The following is a 16,805-nucleotide window of genomic DNA, read 5'->3' on the forward strand; positions in this document are numbered from 1 at the left end:
CATGCGGCCCTAAAAATACTAAAAACCATCGATGCCTTCGTCCCGCAGTTGGCGACTTAACGCCTGCACCTGCGGGTCTTGAAAAAATGCATATAGCTGCTTTGCACGGCCCGAGCCAATGCCGGGCTCGGCCTGCCAGTTCTTAACGCTGCGCGAGTCCAGCGCCGCCCAGGAATCACCCAGATCAACGCCCGTGGCCGGAGGCAAACCGATGGCTTTAAGCCAGAGAACAAACGGCCTCTCACGCGCGGCCTGGAAACTTGCCAGCAGTTTAGCGCTGCTGCGCTCGCCCAGGCCGGGAATGTTAGCAAGCTGTGCACCGTCGAGGGTCATCCAGTCCAGCAAACCGTTCAATTGCCCGGCCTGAATCAACTTGTCCCACGTGCCCGGTCCTACGCCGCTGAGCGCCAAGCCCTTCTTCCCGCTCAGCCATTTAAGTCGTTCACGGAACTGGCTTTCGCAGCCCTCGATGGGCTGCCAGCAACTCAGTGGATGGAAATCCTCCGCTCTCGGAATATTCAGCGGAGCGCGCTCAACGCTGCGCGACACCACCTCATCCAGACGCGGGATCGTCAGCCCGGCGAGGCTGATCCCGACCTGATCGCCGGGCCGAATGTCCATTTCCTGCCAGCGCTTCAGCGAACCGACGCTGATGCGGGCGATCATTCTCTCATCCAGGCGCACCGGTTCTATGTCCAGCACGGGCGTGATTTTGCCGCTGCGCCCGATATTGAAATGAACCTTGCGCACCTCGGCCAGCGCCTGTGCGAACGGGTACTTCCAGGCTGCGATCCAGTAAGGTGCTTTCGCTTGCCAGCGCTCGGCCGATGGGCGCTCGCCCTGCCGGATGACCACGCCATCGGTGGCAAACGGCAGTGGCGAGCGGTACCAGTGCTCTCGCCAGTTCTTTGCCTGAGTGAAACCCTCCAGCGGCTCACTGAAGCGTGCGCTGTCCTCGAAACCCATGGCTCTCAAGCCGGCCAGTCGCTCGTTCATCCCCGTCGGACCTTCCGGCCAGTCCCAGACGAACAAGCCGATCTGCGCGCCTTCCTCCTCGCTGATCGCGTGACGCGCGAACAAACCGGCCGCTTTGCTGCGAGCGTTCAGACTGCCGGCGTCCGCCTGAACGTGATCTGTCAGCTTCCAATACAGCTCGCCCTGGAGGATCACGGTCTTTTCCCACGCGAGATGGCGAGGAATCGCCTCGATCTGGTGGGCATGCCCCGTCCAGTCCTGGCCGAAAACGCCGTCGCCCCGGCTGATGGCACTCACCAGTTTGCCGTCCACATAAACCAGCGTGACCGCCACGCCGTCCACCTTCGGCTGAATCCACAGGTCGCTTCGGTCTTCAAGCCACGCTTGAACGGCGGCCTCGCCTGGCAATTTTGTCAGGCCGGTGTGCGGGATGGGATGTGCGACAGGACCGCGAGAGGTTTTCAGCGGATTGGAGGGCGACGCCGAAGTGGCGGCGAAACAACCGCGCAGATCGGCGAGGCGCTGAACGGATTGGTCGTACAGCTCGTCGGCCACCAGAGAAACGCCTTGGCGGTGATAACTGTCCTCCCACTGGGTGATCTGGCTTTGCAGCGCCAGGATCTCGCTTCGGGCTTTGGCCGGTGGCCAGTCGGGGCATGTTTGCGCGTTTGCATTGATGGCCAGAAGAGGCAGTGCACAGAGGACCAGTGCGCGAAGGGAGAGCAGCATCGGAGCGTCCTTGCTTGGGAAGAGCGAGGAAGCCTACGCGGCCGGGAAGTCTTCTGCGATTGAGGGTTGGTTACCGTGTGTTAACGGTGGGCGCAAGAGAGCCCAAGGTTGCGCTGATGCAGGGCCTTGGGCTTCCAACGTCAGGATTTGCCTATGCTTTGGACTCCATGAGCTCCTTCACTTTGGTGGCCAATTCCTTGCCTCCATCCACCGAGGTGTAGACGAGGTGGATTTTGATGGTCTTAAGTACTGTTTCCCCGTCTGAGGTCATCAGCGACTTCACGAAATTGGCATCCGGGAAACTCAGCTGCCAGCGGGAAATCGCTCCTGTCCCTTCGAATGGCAGGTACCGGCCATCGTGGAACGTGAGCTCATACACCCGATCCCTTTTGTCAAAGCCAAGACCGTCGTCTGCCTCCAGGGACGACAGCGCAATTTGTTGCTGAGCACGCAGGTTGCGCTTGATGCTGGGCGGCGCCTTGCCAGCGCTTTTATACAAATATTCCGCTCCGTCAATGGCGGGTTCGACCAGCGTCGTGCTGTCAGTTTGAGTCAGGATGGCGCTGATGTTTTCAAGCGTGCGCCCTGCGTCAGATGCCATGACGAACGAAATCGAAACATGCTTGAGTTGACGCAGATAATGGCCTGGGTAGTTCTCATCAAATTGTTTGGGTTTGCATTCAAAAATAAAGGGGCTGTTCGCCATGTTCTTGACAATGTCAGGCCAATTGTCCTTCCCGTCCTTCGCTACTGGAGGCCTTAAATCAATGGTTTTCCTGATGCACAGGCGCCGCTCGTTGCATTGCAGATAGGCGTTTTCCATTTCCTGCAGGTCAACCAGCAAAGACTCTCCCGCAAGCATGCCCTTGTAGGAATCGCTCCAGGCACTGGTCTTGATGAACCCGGGCCGTCTGTAGTCGCCAATCTCGTAGCGCCATGCCGCCTCTGCGCTCAGGCAGACCGAAAGCACGGCATCGTAGGCGGCGCCGTATAGCAGCGCCTGGCGTGCGACGAGCCAGGCATAGGTCGGCGGCGCGATAAAGCCTGCGGTCATCGCGTTTTGAATTTCTTCCAGATTCGCTCGGTGCGCCCGGGCCTCGTCCAGGCTGATAGTGGCCGCATTGCGCTCAATGTCAGCTTCGGATATCTCAAACTCCAGGGATTTGATATCGAATTCAGCCTGCCTGAGTTCAAACTCCCATTCCTGGGCTCTGCGTTCGTATTCAGACTCGGTAAGCAATTGTTCAGCAACAAGATCCCCTGAGTCAGCCGCGATCACCATGCCTATTGCCGCGGCTCTGATAATCTCTCCGTATCTTGCACCCCCGAATGAGGTGCCATAGATATTGGGTATCAGCCCATCGGTCAAGCCTGCCGAGATTTCAAGCGGTATAGAGGCCGTTTTGAGAAGAGCCGTTCCCCAGATCACACCCGTCGCCGTTTCCTCCAGCGCAGAGCGACCCACTGAGAGAAGCTCCTCGTAATACGATTTCCTGAATTGAGCGGCGTCCTTCCCCATCTCCAATAATGTGCGCGCAGTAATTTCGTCATTCACTGCTTCCTGTTTTATCTGCAAGGTGAATTCAGACATCCTGATTTCTTGTTCTTTCATCAAGACGCGGAGCGAGAGGCTTGACTCCTCTTGCATCAGCTTCATGCAGTGCCGTCCCATGTCCTGCAACTGTTGAACCGCCGCACGGGCCATTGGGATCAGCTGCCTGAAGCGGTAAGCAGGAATGGGCGCTCGGTCACTGTTGTAGGTAGTAGGGATCTGTCCGGCTCCGCGTCGTGCGAAACCGAACGAGTCTGCGCCTTCTGTGCGCCAGTCCATGATCGGCAGCAGCTTGCCGTCAAGTGTCAAGCCATGACGAAGATTAAATAGGCGATGTTCAACGGTTTTTCGCACCTGAATGATGCGCTCGTTGATTGGCGCACGAAATGCCGAGTCTTGCAGTTTATTCAACGCGACAGGGACCCAACGCGACACGGCCGTGCGTTCTGGCAGCGGCCCGATCAGCTTCAGCGCTTTTTGATAGCTCAACCAGGCGTGATTGAGCGCGCTCGGGGTGAGTTGACGGTAAAAATGGTCGCCCTGGCGCTGCCAGTTTTCCACCATCAAAAGCAACACCGCTTGCCGGTTATACCTCGAGAGAATGAATGCTCTGGTCGCTGGGTTCGGCACCTTTTGCAGCTCTGAAGTGCCAGCTCCTACTTCGGCCAGTGGACGGGTGTTCCAAAAAGGGGGACGTTGTTTTTCGTCCGGGAGAGCTCGGAACGGGTCGAAGAGATATTCGGTGAACCAGCGTTCCGCTTCGTCGAATTGCTGTTGTTCGCTCAGACGGGTTGCAACAAGATTCGGCAGGTGGAGGAACAACTCCCGGAAATAGATGCCATTGGCGCCGTGAAAATCAACAGACGGGTTGGGAATGGCGGGGTCGATTGTGGGTTCTTTGAGTAACTGCGCGTCCCACTCCAACGCCCTCTCTACACTCCGCGATGCACGGGAAACGAGTTGCTTGCCGAACAGGGTGTTGAGGCGAATGGTGTTGGTAGGAAATGTTGGGGGTTGATCGGCAACGGCATTCAGGTCGAGATACTGAGCCTGTTGCTCGTTGCGCTTGATTGGGATGTTCCATTTTTTTTCGGTTGTCATCATCTCCAACGACCAGGTGGAGCTATACGCGCCAACGATATCGTGGCCGATAAATGCTCCAAGCGTAAGCCAAAACTTGCCTATATCGCTCCGACGGGCCGGGCAGGTAAAAACTGCATTCCCATCGGCACGAACTGTGGTTCTTTCAAAGCTTTCTGATAAATCATGTCTACGGCTGTGCGGGTGCGGCGTTATCCAGAGTGCAAGAGTAACCTCTTCATAAGCGTCAGGGTTAACCATTATCTTTAAGGGTGATGAGACTGTTTGGCTTGGGAATGCGCAAATTATTTTGAAGCTATTATTAAGCAGGAGTTCTGGTTTTTCTAATTTCAATTCGACTTTCCATAAGTCGGATTTTATGCCCTTGTGTGCTGCTTTCGAAATCGATGTGATTTCCTTTTCATCAATTATTACGGAATACCACACTTGGGGAGGGGCTGCCTCAGTGGAAATTATTTCCAGTGGCAACGTGTGTGAGGTTTCAGAAAGCGGAGAAATATTAGTTTCGCGATAGTTGATCGATGCGGGTGTGCCATTTACTAAGCCAAACCAAGCTAGCTCAGAAGAAAATAGTGTTGGAGCGACTTTTTTGTTAAAGATCTTTTGCCTGTAATGGCTTCGAATTGCTAAGCGCCCATCTTCAGCGTTATCAATAGTCGCACTAATAGTGTTGGCGGGGGAGGCTGAAAAATAGGTTTCACTTTTTAGACGATTTTCTGCATACTTATTTACCCTCTGCTCGTCTAATGTTGAAGAATCAAGATATTCAGCCGTTTCGGGTGGGGTCGATGCGCTAGTGGAATCACTCCCATCTATGCGCCTGATAACCATGCCCTCTACACCGTAGAGGTATTGAATTGTCCTAATGTCACGATTCGATGTGTAGATATTAATGGCGAGCTTGCCACGTTCTTCGTCGGACAGTGTTTTGTTATCTATAAGTAACAGGTCTCGCGACTGAATAAAGTAATCGCTATCAAAATTGCCAAGGCTGGCGACTGCTTCGGAGGTGTGGGCACAATCGTATAGCATTACCGTCAACCACGGATCTTGGGCGCGCGCGCCTTCCACGTTCACCAGCGCAATCAGGCCAGGTTCGTATGTGTCATCTTTGAGGTATGGATTCGGGATTTTTGGTTTGACTTTCTCTGTGCTCGATTCGTCGGTCACCATGTCATCAAGCCGCTTGCCATCTTTTGTTCCATCCAGGCTCATCAACTCATTAGGTGGCGACCAAAAGCCGTCACTTTGCTTGTAAATGTACTGAACAGAAAGCTTCTTGAACTTGGTAGGGGTCTGGTTTTGCTCGTCAGAACTGGGCAGGCCCACGGTGCCACGCTCGACCCAGAATACATAGGGGCGCCCTTCGATCATGACCGGGCGGATCGTGTCACAGGCGTGTTTCAGGACCGTTTTATCACTTGCCGTCTCTTGGTAGCTGCTTTGGGTGATTTGGCCGCTCGGTGCAATGCCAATTTTTTCCCACTCCGTCCAGGCCAGAGGGCTCAAACGTTCCTTGTCATCGCGCAGCCCCATGTCTACCGATCGCCAGTAATATTCAGGGGGAGACGTGTTGGTTTTGCCGATAAAGTGATACGTATCATTTTTAGGGTTAACGCCATCCAAGTAACCGCTAACAATCTGCAGGTTGCTGGTCTGTTCAAACTTTGTGAGATAGCCGGTGATTGCTGTTTGCAATAATTCAGGATCAAGCTTGCCCTGATTAAGTTCAACTTCCAGAGACTGGAAGGCAGTGCTCTTCTTGGGACGATTAGCGTAGTAAATAAGGTTTTCAGGGTGGTTAAGTTGCGTCCGCCATATCTTCCAGGCTCCATATTCACTCAGGTATTGCCGCCAGAAGTCTGACATCTCTTGCGGAATAATGTTAGTCAGATAGCCAGGGTCCAGGCGCGCAAACAGTCGGTACAGGTAGTGCTGCAGACTGGCTGTTGACTGCATCACAATGCTGGTATTAACAGCTGAACTGACGCAGACGTCCGTCAGGAAGTAACTGGAAAGGTCGTCCTTGTTCGCTATGAAACTCTTGAGGGCTGGACTCGACGTTGCCCAATAGCCCAGCAAATAAGCCGCCAGCGCATCTCGCCATTGTTCTCGAAGAGTGGGTTGGATCGCCGCCAGTTCTTCATCGCTGCAAGCACCCATTAGTATCTGAGCAATGTTTTTCACATCGTTGAACGAGGCATCGCTGTCGACCAGTGACAGGTCAAGTAGTGAGCGGCAAGACATCCCGGTTTTCTCGCAGAGCGACTGCTGCTGAAGAATAAAATCGATGTCGCTTATAACGCTGGGTACGCAGTGGATATATGTATATTCAGTCTCCGCGGTCGAGTTATCCGGAGGGTAAACCTCTAGCTTTATTTGAGATCTTGACTCGACAGGCGTGATGTCAGTGATGCGTGTCCATGTTGGCTTTGTTGTCGGTAGGTATTGATCTTTACTCACTTTTAACGTGCCAGGATTGTCTTTCAAAAACTGCACAAACTTGTCGTAAATTTGTGCCACTTTTGGATCCTTGGTATTGGTTCTCTTGCCATGCAAGTACCGGTCGATTATTGCGCCCAGCCCCTTAAGTGCATGGTTTTTCTCGCAATACTTATACCAGTTCATTTCCGAGGGGGTCAGTAAGTTGAGAAAGTCATCAAACGTTTTTGTCAAACTGGCGACGCTCACCTTGACAAAGGGTAGTGCCAGTGCCGTCTCGCTCTCGGGCCAGCCGATAAGCTTGCCGAGTTGTTTGGCGGCTTGCAGCGGTGCACCCGTGTGGTCGCTCGAGGGGAGCGTGGCGAAATAATCCAGCGCGTCGTCTTCCGCATAACCATTGCTCTGACATTTATCAATCCAGGCCCGATAGCAGCCAACTTGGTAACAAAGGTCGAGGCTGAGTGCAGGCGGGTGCGAAGGGGATTGATCCTGACTGTCGGTGTCGCCAGCGAGTTCGAACCAGTCTGGGTGATCCAGCAGGGCGGTCAATCCGGCAGGGCTTAACTGAAGGCATTTGATCACCTGCGCATGGCGGACAAGCTTGTCCCACAGTTGAAGATTCAGCCCTTCGAGCGTCGCCGCGGTTGAGGACGCATTGCCCTGCGCCGCCAATATGTCCGTCAGGAGCGTGAAACGGGTTTCTTCGACCCAGCGCAATAGCGCAAGTGCATGCCCCGGGGTGAGTCCGCGGCCGTCTTCATCCTTCGCTAAGGCGTTGCTGAGGATGTGCTTGACGACGTCTTCCTGCGCGATGGTTGCATTGGTAATCAGCCGTTCCAGATTGTATTTGACCTGGTCGATGTCCCCGCTTACCTGCAGCAACAAACCATTTGCACTTTTCAGCTTGCCATTGAGTTCATCTCCCAACATGTCGGCAAGATTCTTTTTAGGAGCCAGTGTTACTGCTTTCACCAGGCCACGAGCATCCAGAAATGCTGACAAAGCGTTGAGCCATGAGCCCGATGCGGGCAACACGGCCGGACCCACTTCTTGTGCAATTTGCGTCTCGGTCAACAGAGACGCCCCGATGCGCGGAAGCGCGTCGATCAGGGTTTGCTGGATACGTGCATCCACTCTGTAAAGGGGCTTGAGTTCGGCGCTGATGTCAGCGGGCAGCGGAGTGAGCCAACTCAATAGTGCTTGTGCGGATATACGTTGTCGCCGCAGCCATTTTTCGAGATTTATCACGCCGGCCAACACGTCTAGGATGTCGCATTCTCCTGCTTCGGTATTAACTTCATCGCTCCCATCATCTTCGTAATAGAGCTCGTCTTGAGTGATCTCCGGTTTACCAGCCAGTTGCGTCCACACCCGCGGATTTGATTTAGCCAATAGGGCTATAACGCTGGTGCCTTCGCCCATGCTCAGCTTTAGAAGACGAGGCAGTCTGGTCAGGCGATAGAGTGAAGAGAAGACTGGCAGCGACAAGGTCGGCTTTTTGAGCCCCAACCCCTGAACTACCTGGGTCAGATAAACATTCGCCACGCGTTCTTCCAGCGCGAAAGCACGGCAGATCATTCCGATGGGGGATTTGGAAAGGCTGTCGCTGGTCTGAGTGGTGACACTGATGTCGAATTCGCGGCCGTCGAGCTTCAGCCAATCCGAAGTGTCGGCCATTTGTCCTGCGCCAGGACCATCTAGAACCCGATCCAGAAAAGGTGTTTCTTCGCCCACAGCGTAGGGCGTTAATCCATTGATGAGCGCTGCGAACTGTTCGGCGGTCACCCTGTATTCATCACGCATGTAACAGAAAACGCCCAGTGCTCTGAGCGTATTTTGGGTCAAGTGGAAATCCTCGGTCTGACCTTCCGCGCGCAAGGCTGCCATCACCAGAAGATCGACTTCGGCAAACGGTATTTGCAGCACATGTTGTAGGTGGATCATTTTGTGAATACGGCTGAAGTGCTCCGCACTGGCACCTTTGATTCTGAGATTGATCCCTGGCCCTTTGAAGATATCTTTCAGAGACAGCGCTGGCGCGGTGGCATTATTGATGAACACCGCACCGTAAAGATGGCCAGCGATCGGTGCCGCATCCTTTTCCGCCGCAGCAGCGTAGGCTTTGGATTGTTTTACTGCTGTGATGGCTTCGGTGCCGTCGTCAGGAACGCCTGAAACGGCTAACAACTCCAGAATGCTTTCCGGTGTTAGGCCAGTTTGTCTGGACAGGAAGTCGACATTGGGCAGTTGATCAAGAATCTTGGTTGCATCGTCGGTGACGCCATAGAGTGTTTGCAGATAGTCGCTGCTCGTCGTGGCCCTGTAATCAAGTAACATGGAGCGCAGCGCGGGACTAAAGCCAGCTGCGTTCAGCATTACTTCCCTGAGTTCGTCGGTGCGCAAATTCTCAGAGGTGAAGTTCGGATAACTGTAATGGCTGCGTTGGAGCAGATCGAACAGTGACGTTTTTTTCTGCTTCAACACTGACTTGATCTGTTCCAGAGGTAGGTGGAACGGCAACTGGGCGGGGTATTGCGCCTTCGCGATTTCTTCAGCCAGGTCTTTATTTTGCCCTGCATGCGACTTGGCTTTTCGTTCCATCGCATCAATCGCAAGCGTTAGGGCTGGGAGCTGATTTTCAAGGCTGCTTTGATCAAGAACCTGCTCTTCGATATCCGGGCGTCGGTCGGCTAGCTTGATCTGGCTAGCGGTATCACCGATTGCCTCTAGATTCAGCGCTTGCTGATAGAGGGCGTGAAGATAGGCCAAAGGCGATATGTTGGCCTCCAGAGCGTCAGATGCGCATTTATCAGCGACTTGTTCGGGAAACAGCTTGGCATAGGTGGCAGATGTGGTGGTGTCGTCCATGATCGGATTCCTTCTACGCTGGATGAGTTGCGAGATTCGCAGTTACTAATCCAGCGTAGAGACAAGTTCAGGGATCGGCCGAAATTGCAGATGAGATGTATTTGAATGAAATGATAAGCGAATCAAAGGGTTGAAAGTCGTTATCACCCGTCGCGATAACACTAATAGCCAATTGGTTTAGGCCGATACCTGTAAATTCTTTGGCCAGTTATCCGTTTGAATCGAATTAACCGACCAATAAGCAAAAAGCCCCTGACGACTCGCATCGCCAGGGGCTTTTCTCTTACCAGGTGCCGCTAAGCGCAATGCACCTGGCGGATATTACAAACCGGCAGCAGCGCGCAACGCGTCTGCGCGGTCGGTTTTTTCCCAAGTGAACGTGGTGAACGTGTCGTCGCCCACGGTCTTGGTTTGCGGCGTGCGGCCGAAGTGGCCGTAGGCAGCGGTTTCCTGGTACATCGGGTGCAGCAGGTCGAGCATGGTGGTGATCGCGTACGGACGCAGGTCGAAGTGCTCGCGGACCAGCTGGACGATCTTGTCGTCGCTGATCTTGCCGGTACCGAAGGTGTTCAGCGAGATCGACGTAGGCTGTGCAACGCCAATGGCGTAGGACACCTGAATCTCGCAGCGCTCGGCCAGGCCGGCGGCAACGATGTTCTTGGCAACGTAACGACCAGCGTACGCTGCCGAACGGTCAACCTTCGATGGATCTTTACCGGAGAACGCGCCGCCGCCGTGACGGGCCATGCCGCCGTAGCTGTCGACGATGATCTTGCGACCGGTCAGACCGCAGTCACCCACCGGGCCGCCGATGATGAACTGGCCCGTCGGGTTGATGTGGAACTGAGTGTCCTTGTGCAGCAGCTCGGCAGGCAGCACGTGCTTGACGATCAGCTCCATCACGCCTTCGCGCAGATCTTTGTACGACACTTCCGGGTTGTGCTGGGTCGACAGCACAACGGCGTCGATGCCCACCACGATGCCGTTTTCATAGCGGCACGTGACCTGGGATTTCGCGTCCGGGCGCAACCACGGCAGCAGGCCGGATTTACGGGCTTCGGCCTGGCGGTGTACCAGCTGGTGCGAGAACGCGATCGGCGCAGGCATCAGCTCGGCGGTTTCGTTGCTGGCGTAGCCGAACATCAGGCCCTGGTCGCCAGCGCCCTGATCTTCAGGTTTTGCACGGTCGACGCCCTGATTGATGTCAGGAGACTGCTTGCCGATGATGTTCATCACGCTGCAGGTCGCACCGTCAAAACCGACGTTGGAGCTGGTGTAGCCGATCTCGCAGATCACGTCACGAACGATCTGCTCCAGGTCGACCCACGCGGTCGTGGTGACTTCGCCGGCAACAATGGCCACACCGGTCTTGACCAGGGTTTCCACGGCGACGCGCGCCTGCTTGTCCTGGGCAATGATGGCGTCCAGCACCGCATCGGAGATCTGGTCGGCGATTTTGTCCGGATGTCCTTCAGACACGGACTCGGAGGTGAAAAGGGAGTATTCGCTCATCTCGACGGTTTTCCTGATTAGTACCGATGGTGAGTGTTGCCAGCCGGTCGCTGAAAATGGCGGACCTGGATCTGGAAACCATTACGTAAGCCTATGTACAGGCTTTCCCCGGGGACCAGCCCCGCAGCGATGGCCCAACGGGCCAGATCTTCCTGTTCGAAGCCTAACCAGAGATCGCCACAGGCCTCCTTGGCCCAGCTCTGGTCATGACTGCACAACTCTGTCACCAGCAGGCTACCGCCCGGTTGCAACAGGTTGGCCAAATGTTTGAGCGCTTCGGCGGGCGCGGCGAAATGGTGCAGCACCATGTTCAAGACCACGCAGTTGCCGGAGATATTAGCGTTGGTCAGTGCATCGGCCAGTTTCAGCTCGACGTTAACCAGCGACTTCTGCGTGCAGATCTTGCGCGCCAGATCGAGCATTTCCGGGCTGTTGTCCAAGCCCGTCACATGTCGAAAACGCCGCGCCAAATCCGGCAGAAAACCGCCATCGCCCGGCCCCACCTCTATCGCCGTGGCATCGGCGGGGAAGCTCAGCTTGTCCAGCAACGACAGCAGGCTGTCGCGGTACTGCGGCAGTCCTGCGATCAGGTCCTGCTGGGCCCGAAATTTCTCGGCAGTGCGTGCGAAGAAATCCTGACTGGCATTGGCCCGCTGGCGATGCACCAGCCCGATCCGGGTCTGTACATCATCGGGCAGGCGCAGATTATCGGCTTCTTCAAGCAGCGCTGCGTGCAGCTTGCCGCCGGTGTGTTCGGTGTGGGGCAGGGCGCGTCGATAGAAGATCGCGTTGCCTTCACGCCGCGTCGCCACCAGGTCTGCCTGAGCAAGGACCTTGAGGTGGTGGCTCATGCCGGACTGACCGATCGCAAAAATCTGCGCCAGCTCCAGTACGCCGAAGGAATCGTTCGACAGTGCGCGCAAGACATTCAGCCGCAGCGGATCGCCGCCGGCTTTGCACAGGGCAGCCAGCTCGTCGCATTCATCATGGCTAATGGCAGGCACGCGAAGATTCATAAGGCAGGCAGTCTAGTTATCGACCGGGGCTGTCGCAAGGGCAATATCAAAAAGTTTTGATATTGCTCGATCAGTGGCGGCACCCCGGCGCCGTGATTCTGCCGTTTGCCGTCGCCTGTTGGGTGCGGTGTACGAAAACACGTCAGCGGCAGAGGAAAACACCGATGGTGTGTGATCTGTCATTGCCCCCGGAGGGTGCCTGAGGGAAAATGGCCGCCTTTTTCCGGTCCCACTTTTATCTGCCCCAGGAGATCAGCGATGCCAAGCCGTCGTGAGCGAGCCAATGCCATTCGTGCCCTCAGCATGGATGCCGTGCAAAAGGCCAATAGCGGCCACCCGGGTGCCCCGATGGGCATGGCGGATATCGCTGAAGTGCTTTGGCGCGATTATCTGAAGCACAACCCAGCCAATCCCATGTTTGCTGACCGCGACCGGTTCATTCTGTCCAACGGTCACGGCTCGATGCTGATCTACTCGCTGCTGCACCTGACCGGCTACGACCTGTCCATCGACGACCTGAAAAACTTCCGTCAGCTGCACAGCCGCACGCCGGGCCACCCGGAATACGGCTACACCCCGGGCGTTGAAACCACCACCGGCCCACTGGGTCAGGGTTTCGCCAACGCCGTCGGTTTTGCGGTTGCCGAGAAAACGCTGGCTGCCCAGTTCAACCGTCCAGGCCATAACATCGTCAACCACCACACCTACGTGTTCATGGGTGATGGCTGCATGATGGAAGGCATCTCCCACGAAGTCGCTTCCCTGGCCGGTACGCTGCGCCTGAACAAGCTGGTCGCGTTCTACGACGACAACGGCATTTCCATCGACGGCGAAGTCGAAGGCTGGTTCACCGACGACACCCCGAAGCGCTTCGAATCCTACGGCTGGCTGGTCATCCGTAATGTCGACGGCCACGACGCCGACGAAATCAAAACCGCCATCGACACCGCTCACAAGAGCGACAAGCCGACACTGATCTGCTGCAAGACCACCATCGGTTTCGGTTCGCCGAACAAGCAGGGCAAGGAAGACTGCCACGGCGCTCCGCTGGGCACTGACGAAATCGCCCTGACCCGCGCTGCGCTGAAGTGGACCCATGGCCCGTTCGAAATTCCGGCCGACATCTACAGCGAGTGGAACGCCAAGGAAAAAGGCCTGGCCGCCGAGGCCGAATGGGATCAGCGTTTTGCTGCCTATTCCGCTGCCTTCCCGACCGAAGCCAACGAGCTGATCCGCCGCATGAGCGGTGAATTGCCTGCTGACTTCGCCGAGAAATCCGCCGCGTACGTCGCTGAAGTCAACGCCAAGGGCGAAACCATCGCCAGCCGTAAGGCCAGCCAGAACGCGTTGAGCGCCTTCGGTCCGCTGCTGCCTGAGTTCCTCGGCGGCTCGGCTGACCTAGCAGGTTCCAACCTGACCATCTGGAAAGGTTGCCGCAGCATCACCGGCGAAGACGCCACCGGCAACTACCTGCACTATGGTGTTCGTGAGTTCGGCATGGGCGCCATCATGAACGGTATCGCCCTGCACGGCGGCTTCGTGCCGTACGGCGCGACCTTCCTGATCTTCATGGAATACGCCCGCAACGCCGTGCGCATGTCTTCGTTGATGAAGAAACGCATCATCTATGTGTTCACCCACGACTCCATCGGTCTGGGCGAAGACGGCCCGACTCACCAGCCGATCGAGCAGCTGACCAGCTTGCGCACCACGCCGAACCTGGACTGCTGGCGCCCGGCTGATGCCGTGGAATCCGCCATCGCCTGGAAACACGCCATCGAACGTGATGACGGCCCGTCTGCGCTGATCTTCTCCCGTCAGAACCTGCAACATCAGGCGCGTGATGCCGAGCAGCTGGAAAACATTAACCGCGGTGGCTACGTGCTGCGCGACTGCAGTGGCGAGCCTGATCTGATCCTGATCGCCACCGGTTCCGAAGTCGGCCTGGCTGTTCAGGCATTCGACAAGCTCACCGCAGACGGCAAGAACGTGCGTGTGGTTTCCATGCCATGCACCAGCGTTTTCGAAGCTCAGAGCGCCGAGTACAAGCAGTCGGTTCTGCCGCTGGAAGTCAGCGCGCGTATCGCCATCGAAGCTGCTCACGCCGACTACTGGTACAAATACGTGGGCCTGGAAGGTCGCGTCATCGGCATGACCACCTTCGGGGAGTCGGCACCTGCCAACCTGCTGTTCGAAGAGTTCGGCTTCACGCTGGAGAACGTTCTGTCCACGGCTGAAGAGCTGCTGGAAGACTAAGCACCATCGCGTTGCCCTTGTAGGCGCGTGGCTTGTTCTGCGATCTGCTGCCTGTAACTGGCAGGTCGCGGGAGAGCCGCGCGCCTGCAGGTTCTCTGTACCACTCAAGATGTTGAGAACCCCATGCCCCAGCCACGCCCTTATAAAGTCGCCCTCAATGGTTACGGTCGTATCGGCCGCTGCGTGCTGCGCGCGCTGTGCGAGCGAGGTGCGAAGGCGGGCTTTGAAGTGGTGGCAATCAATGACCTGGCCGACATGGCCAGTCTCGAATACCTCACGCGCTTTGACTCCACACACGGCCGGTTTCCCGGCGAAGTGCGGGTCGAAGGCGATTTTCTGCACATCAACGATCACGTCATCAAAGTGTTTCGCAGCGCGACGCCGGAAGGCATCGACTGGGGCTCCCTCGACGTGGATCTGGTGCTCGAATGCTCCGGCGTCCACAACACCCGTGCTGACGGCGAGCGCTTTCTTTCAGCGCGTGCGCCACGGGTGTTGTTCTCCCAGCCCATGGCCAGTGAAGCCGACGTTGACGCCACCATCGTCTACGGCATCAATCAGGAAGCCCTGACGGGCGATGAGCGGCTGGTGTCTGCCGCGTCGTGCACCACCAATTGCAGCGTGCCATTGCTCGACCTGCTGAATCGCGCACTGGGTCTCGAATACGTGACCATCACCACGATTCACTCGGCGATGAACGATCAGCCGGTGATCGACGCCTATCATCATGAAGATCTGCGCCGCACGCGTTCGGCTTTTCAGTCGATCATCCCGGTGTCCACTGGTCTGGCGCGCGGCATCGAGCGGCTGCTTCCGGAACTTGCCGGCCGAATTCAGGCCAAAGCAGTTCGTGTGCCGACGGTGAACGTCTCGTGCCTAGACATCACGCTGCAGGTCGCCCGTGATACCGATGCCGTCGAGATCAACCGCATCCTGCGCGAGGCCGCCACCCGCGGCCCGCTGAAGGGACTGCTGGCGTATACCGAATTGCCGCATGCCAGTTGCGATTTCAACCACGACCCGCACTCGGCCATCATCGATGCCAGCCAGACGCGGGTCTCGGGCCCAAGGCTGGTGAACATCCTGGCCTGGTTCGACAACGAGTGGGGTTTTGCCAATCGCATGCTGGATGTCGCCGATCACTACCTGCACACCATTCATAAACAATAGTAAAAACAGGGAATGCCTCATGACCGTGTTGAAGATGACCGACCTCGATCTGCAAGGTAAGCGTGTACTGATCCGCGAAGACCTCAACGTTCCGGTCAAAGACGGCGTGGTGACCAGCGATGCCCGCATTCTCGCGTCGCTGCCCACCATCAAGCTGGCGCTGGAGAAAGGCGCAGCCGTCATGGTCTGCTCGCACCTGGGTCGCCCCACCGAGGGTGAGTTTTCCGCCGAGAACAGCCTCAAGCCGGTTGCTGACTACCTGAGCAAGGCGCTCGGTCGTGAAGTGCCGCTGGTCGCGGAATACCTGGACGGTGTCGACGTGAAGGCGGGCGATATCGTGCTGTTCGAGAACGTGCGCTTCAACAAGGGTGAAAAGAAGAACGCTGACGAGCTGGCGCAGAAGTACGCCGCTTTGTGTGATGTGTTCGTGATGGACGCCTTCGGCACCGCCCACCGTGCGGAAGGCTCGACCCACGGCGTGGCCAAGTTCGCCAAAATCGCTGCGGCCGGTCCTTTGCTGGCAGCCGAACTGGACGCGCTGGGCAAGGCCCTCGGCAATCCGGCCCAACCAATGGCGGCCATCGTGGCCGGCTCCAAGGTCTCCACCAAACTGGACGTGCTCAACAGCCTGAGCCAGAAGTGCAATCAGCTGATCGTCGGCGGTGGCATCGCCAATACTTTCCTGGCAGCGGCAGGTCATCCGGTTGGCAAATCCTTGTACGAGCCTGACCTGCTTGAGACCGCTAAAGCCATCGCCGCCAAGGTCAGCGTGCCTTTGCCGGTGGACGTGGTGGTTGCCAAGCAATTCGCCGCCGATGCGGAAGCGACCGTCAAGCTGATCGCCGATGTGGCCGAGGACGACATGATCCTCGACATCGGTCCTCAAACAGCTGCGCACTTCGCCGAACTGCTGAAATCTTCCAAGACTATTCTCTGGAACGGCCCGGTCGGCGTATTTGAGTTCGATCAGTTCGGCGAAGGCACCAAGACACTGGCTCACGCAATCGCTGAGAGTTCTGCTTTCTCGATCGCAGGCGGCGGCGATACGTTGGCCGCCATCGACAAATACGGTGTAGGCGACAAAATCTCCTATATCTCTACAGGCGGCGGTGCGTTCCTCGAGTTCGTCGAGGGCAAGGTTCTGCCTGCTGTGGAAGTTCTGGAACAACGCGCCAAGGCCTGAC

7 protein-coding genes are annotated in these 16,805 nt (G+C 56.6%); 3 read left to right on the forward strand and 4 right to left on the reverse strand.

What is annotated here, in order from left to right; translation table 11 throughout:
* Positions 1-18: 18 nt before the first annotated feature.
* The 4 genes from ligB to ACYASU_RS25275 form a co-directional block, all read right to left on the reverse strand.
* Positions 19-1,704 carry an NAD-dependent DNA ligase LigB gene (ligB, locus tag ACYASU_RS25260; protein ID WP_463584432.1) on the reverse strand — a complete coding sequence of 562 codons (1,686 nt, stop codon included), beginning with the start codon at positions 1,702-1,704 and terminating at the stop codon, positions 19-21.
* A gap of 151 nt (positions 1,705-1,855) precedes the next feature.
* Positions 1,856-9,667 carry a Tc toxin subunit A-related protein gene (locus ACYASU_RS25265; protein WP_463584433.1) on the reverse strand — a complete coding sequence of 2,604 codons (7,812 nt, stop codon included), beginning with the start codon at positions 9,665-9,667 and terminating at the stop codon, positions 1,856-1,858.
* Positions 9,668-9,988: 321 nt separating this feature from the next.
* Positions 9,989-11,179: a methionine adenosyltransferase gene (gene metK / locus ACYASU_RS25270; RefSeq protein WP_065991235.1), complete on the reverse strand. Its 1,191-nt coding sequence runs from the start codon at positions 11,177-11,179 to the stop codon at positions 9,989-9,991.
* A 17-nt stretch (positions 11,180-11,196) separates the two neighbouring features.
* The gene (locus ACYASU_RS25275; protein ID WP_463584434.1) at positions 11,197-12,195 is read right to left on the reverse strand and encodes an ArsR/SmtB family transcription factor; all 999 of its coding nucleotides are present in this window, start codon (positions 12,193-12,195) and stop codon (positions 11,197-11,199) included.
* Between the two features lie 258 nt (positions 12,196-12,453).
* On the opposite strand from ACYASU_RS25275, the gene tkt reads away from it, so the two are divergent.
* The 3 genes from tkt (at position 12,454) to ACYASU_RS25290 (ending at position 16,804) form a co-directional block, all read left to right on the forward strand.
* Positions 12,454-14,451 (forward strand): transketolase, encoded by a 1,998-nt coding sequence (tkt, locus tag ACYASU_RS25280; protein WP_463584435.1) that lies wholly within the window; start codon positions 12,454-12,456, stop codon positions 14,449-14,451.
* A gap of 123 nt (positions 14,452-14,574) precedes the next feature.
* A complete protein-coding gene (gene epd / locus ACYASU_RS25285; RefSeq protein ID WP_463584436.1) occupies positions 14,575-15,621 on the forward strand; it encodes an erythrose-4-phosphate dehydrogenase in 1,047 nt (348 codons plus the stop codon).
* 19 nt (positions 15,622-15,640) lie between these two features.
* Entirely contained in the window at positions 15,641-16,804 is a 1,164-nt protein-coding gene (locus tag ACYASU_RS25290; protein WP_463584437.1) for a phosphoglycerate kinase, read from the forward strand.
* Position 16,805: the final 1 nt, after the last annotated feature.

The sequence above is a fragment of the Pseudomonas sp. HP_12 genome (assembly GCF_055283955.1).

Excerpts from the sequence above, each read along its gene's own strand:
- ACYASU_RS25265 (WP_463584433.1), bottom strand. The coding sequence starts at position 9,667 with ATGGACGACACCACCACATCTGCCACCTATGCCAAGCTGTTTCCCGAA.
- metK (WP_065991235.1), bottom strand. The coding sequence starts at position 11,179 with ATGAGCGAATACTCCCTTTTCACCTCCGAGTCCGTGTCTGAAGGACAT.
- ACYASU_RS25275 (WP_463584434.1), bottom strand. The coding sequence starts at position 12,195 with ATGAATCTTCGCGTGCCTGCCATTAGCCATGATGAATGCGACGAGCTG.
- ACYASU_RS25290 (WP_463584437.1), top strand. The coding sequence starts at position 15,641 with ATGACCGTGTTGAAGATGACCGACCTCGATCTGCAAGGTAAGCGTGTA.
- ligB (WP_463584432.1), bottom strand. The coding sequence starts at position 1,704 with ATGCTGCTCTCCCTTCGCGCACTGGTCCTCTGTGCACTGCCTCTTCTG.
- tkt (WP_463584435.1), top strand. The coding sequence starts at position 12,454 with ATGCCAAGCCGTCGTGAGCGAGCCAATGCCATTCGTGCCCTCAGCATG.
- epd (WP_463584436.1), top strand. The coding sequence starts at position 14,575 with ATGCCCCAGCCACGCCCTTATAAAGTCGCCCTCAATGGTTACGGTCGT.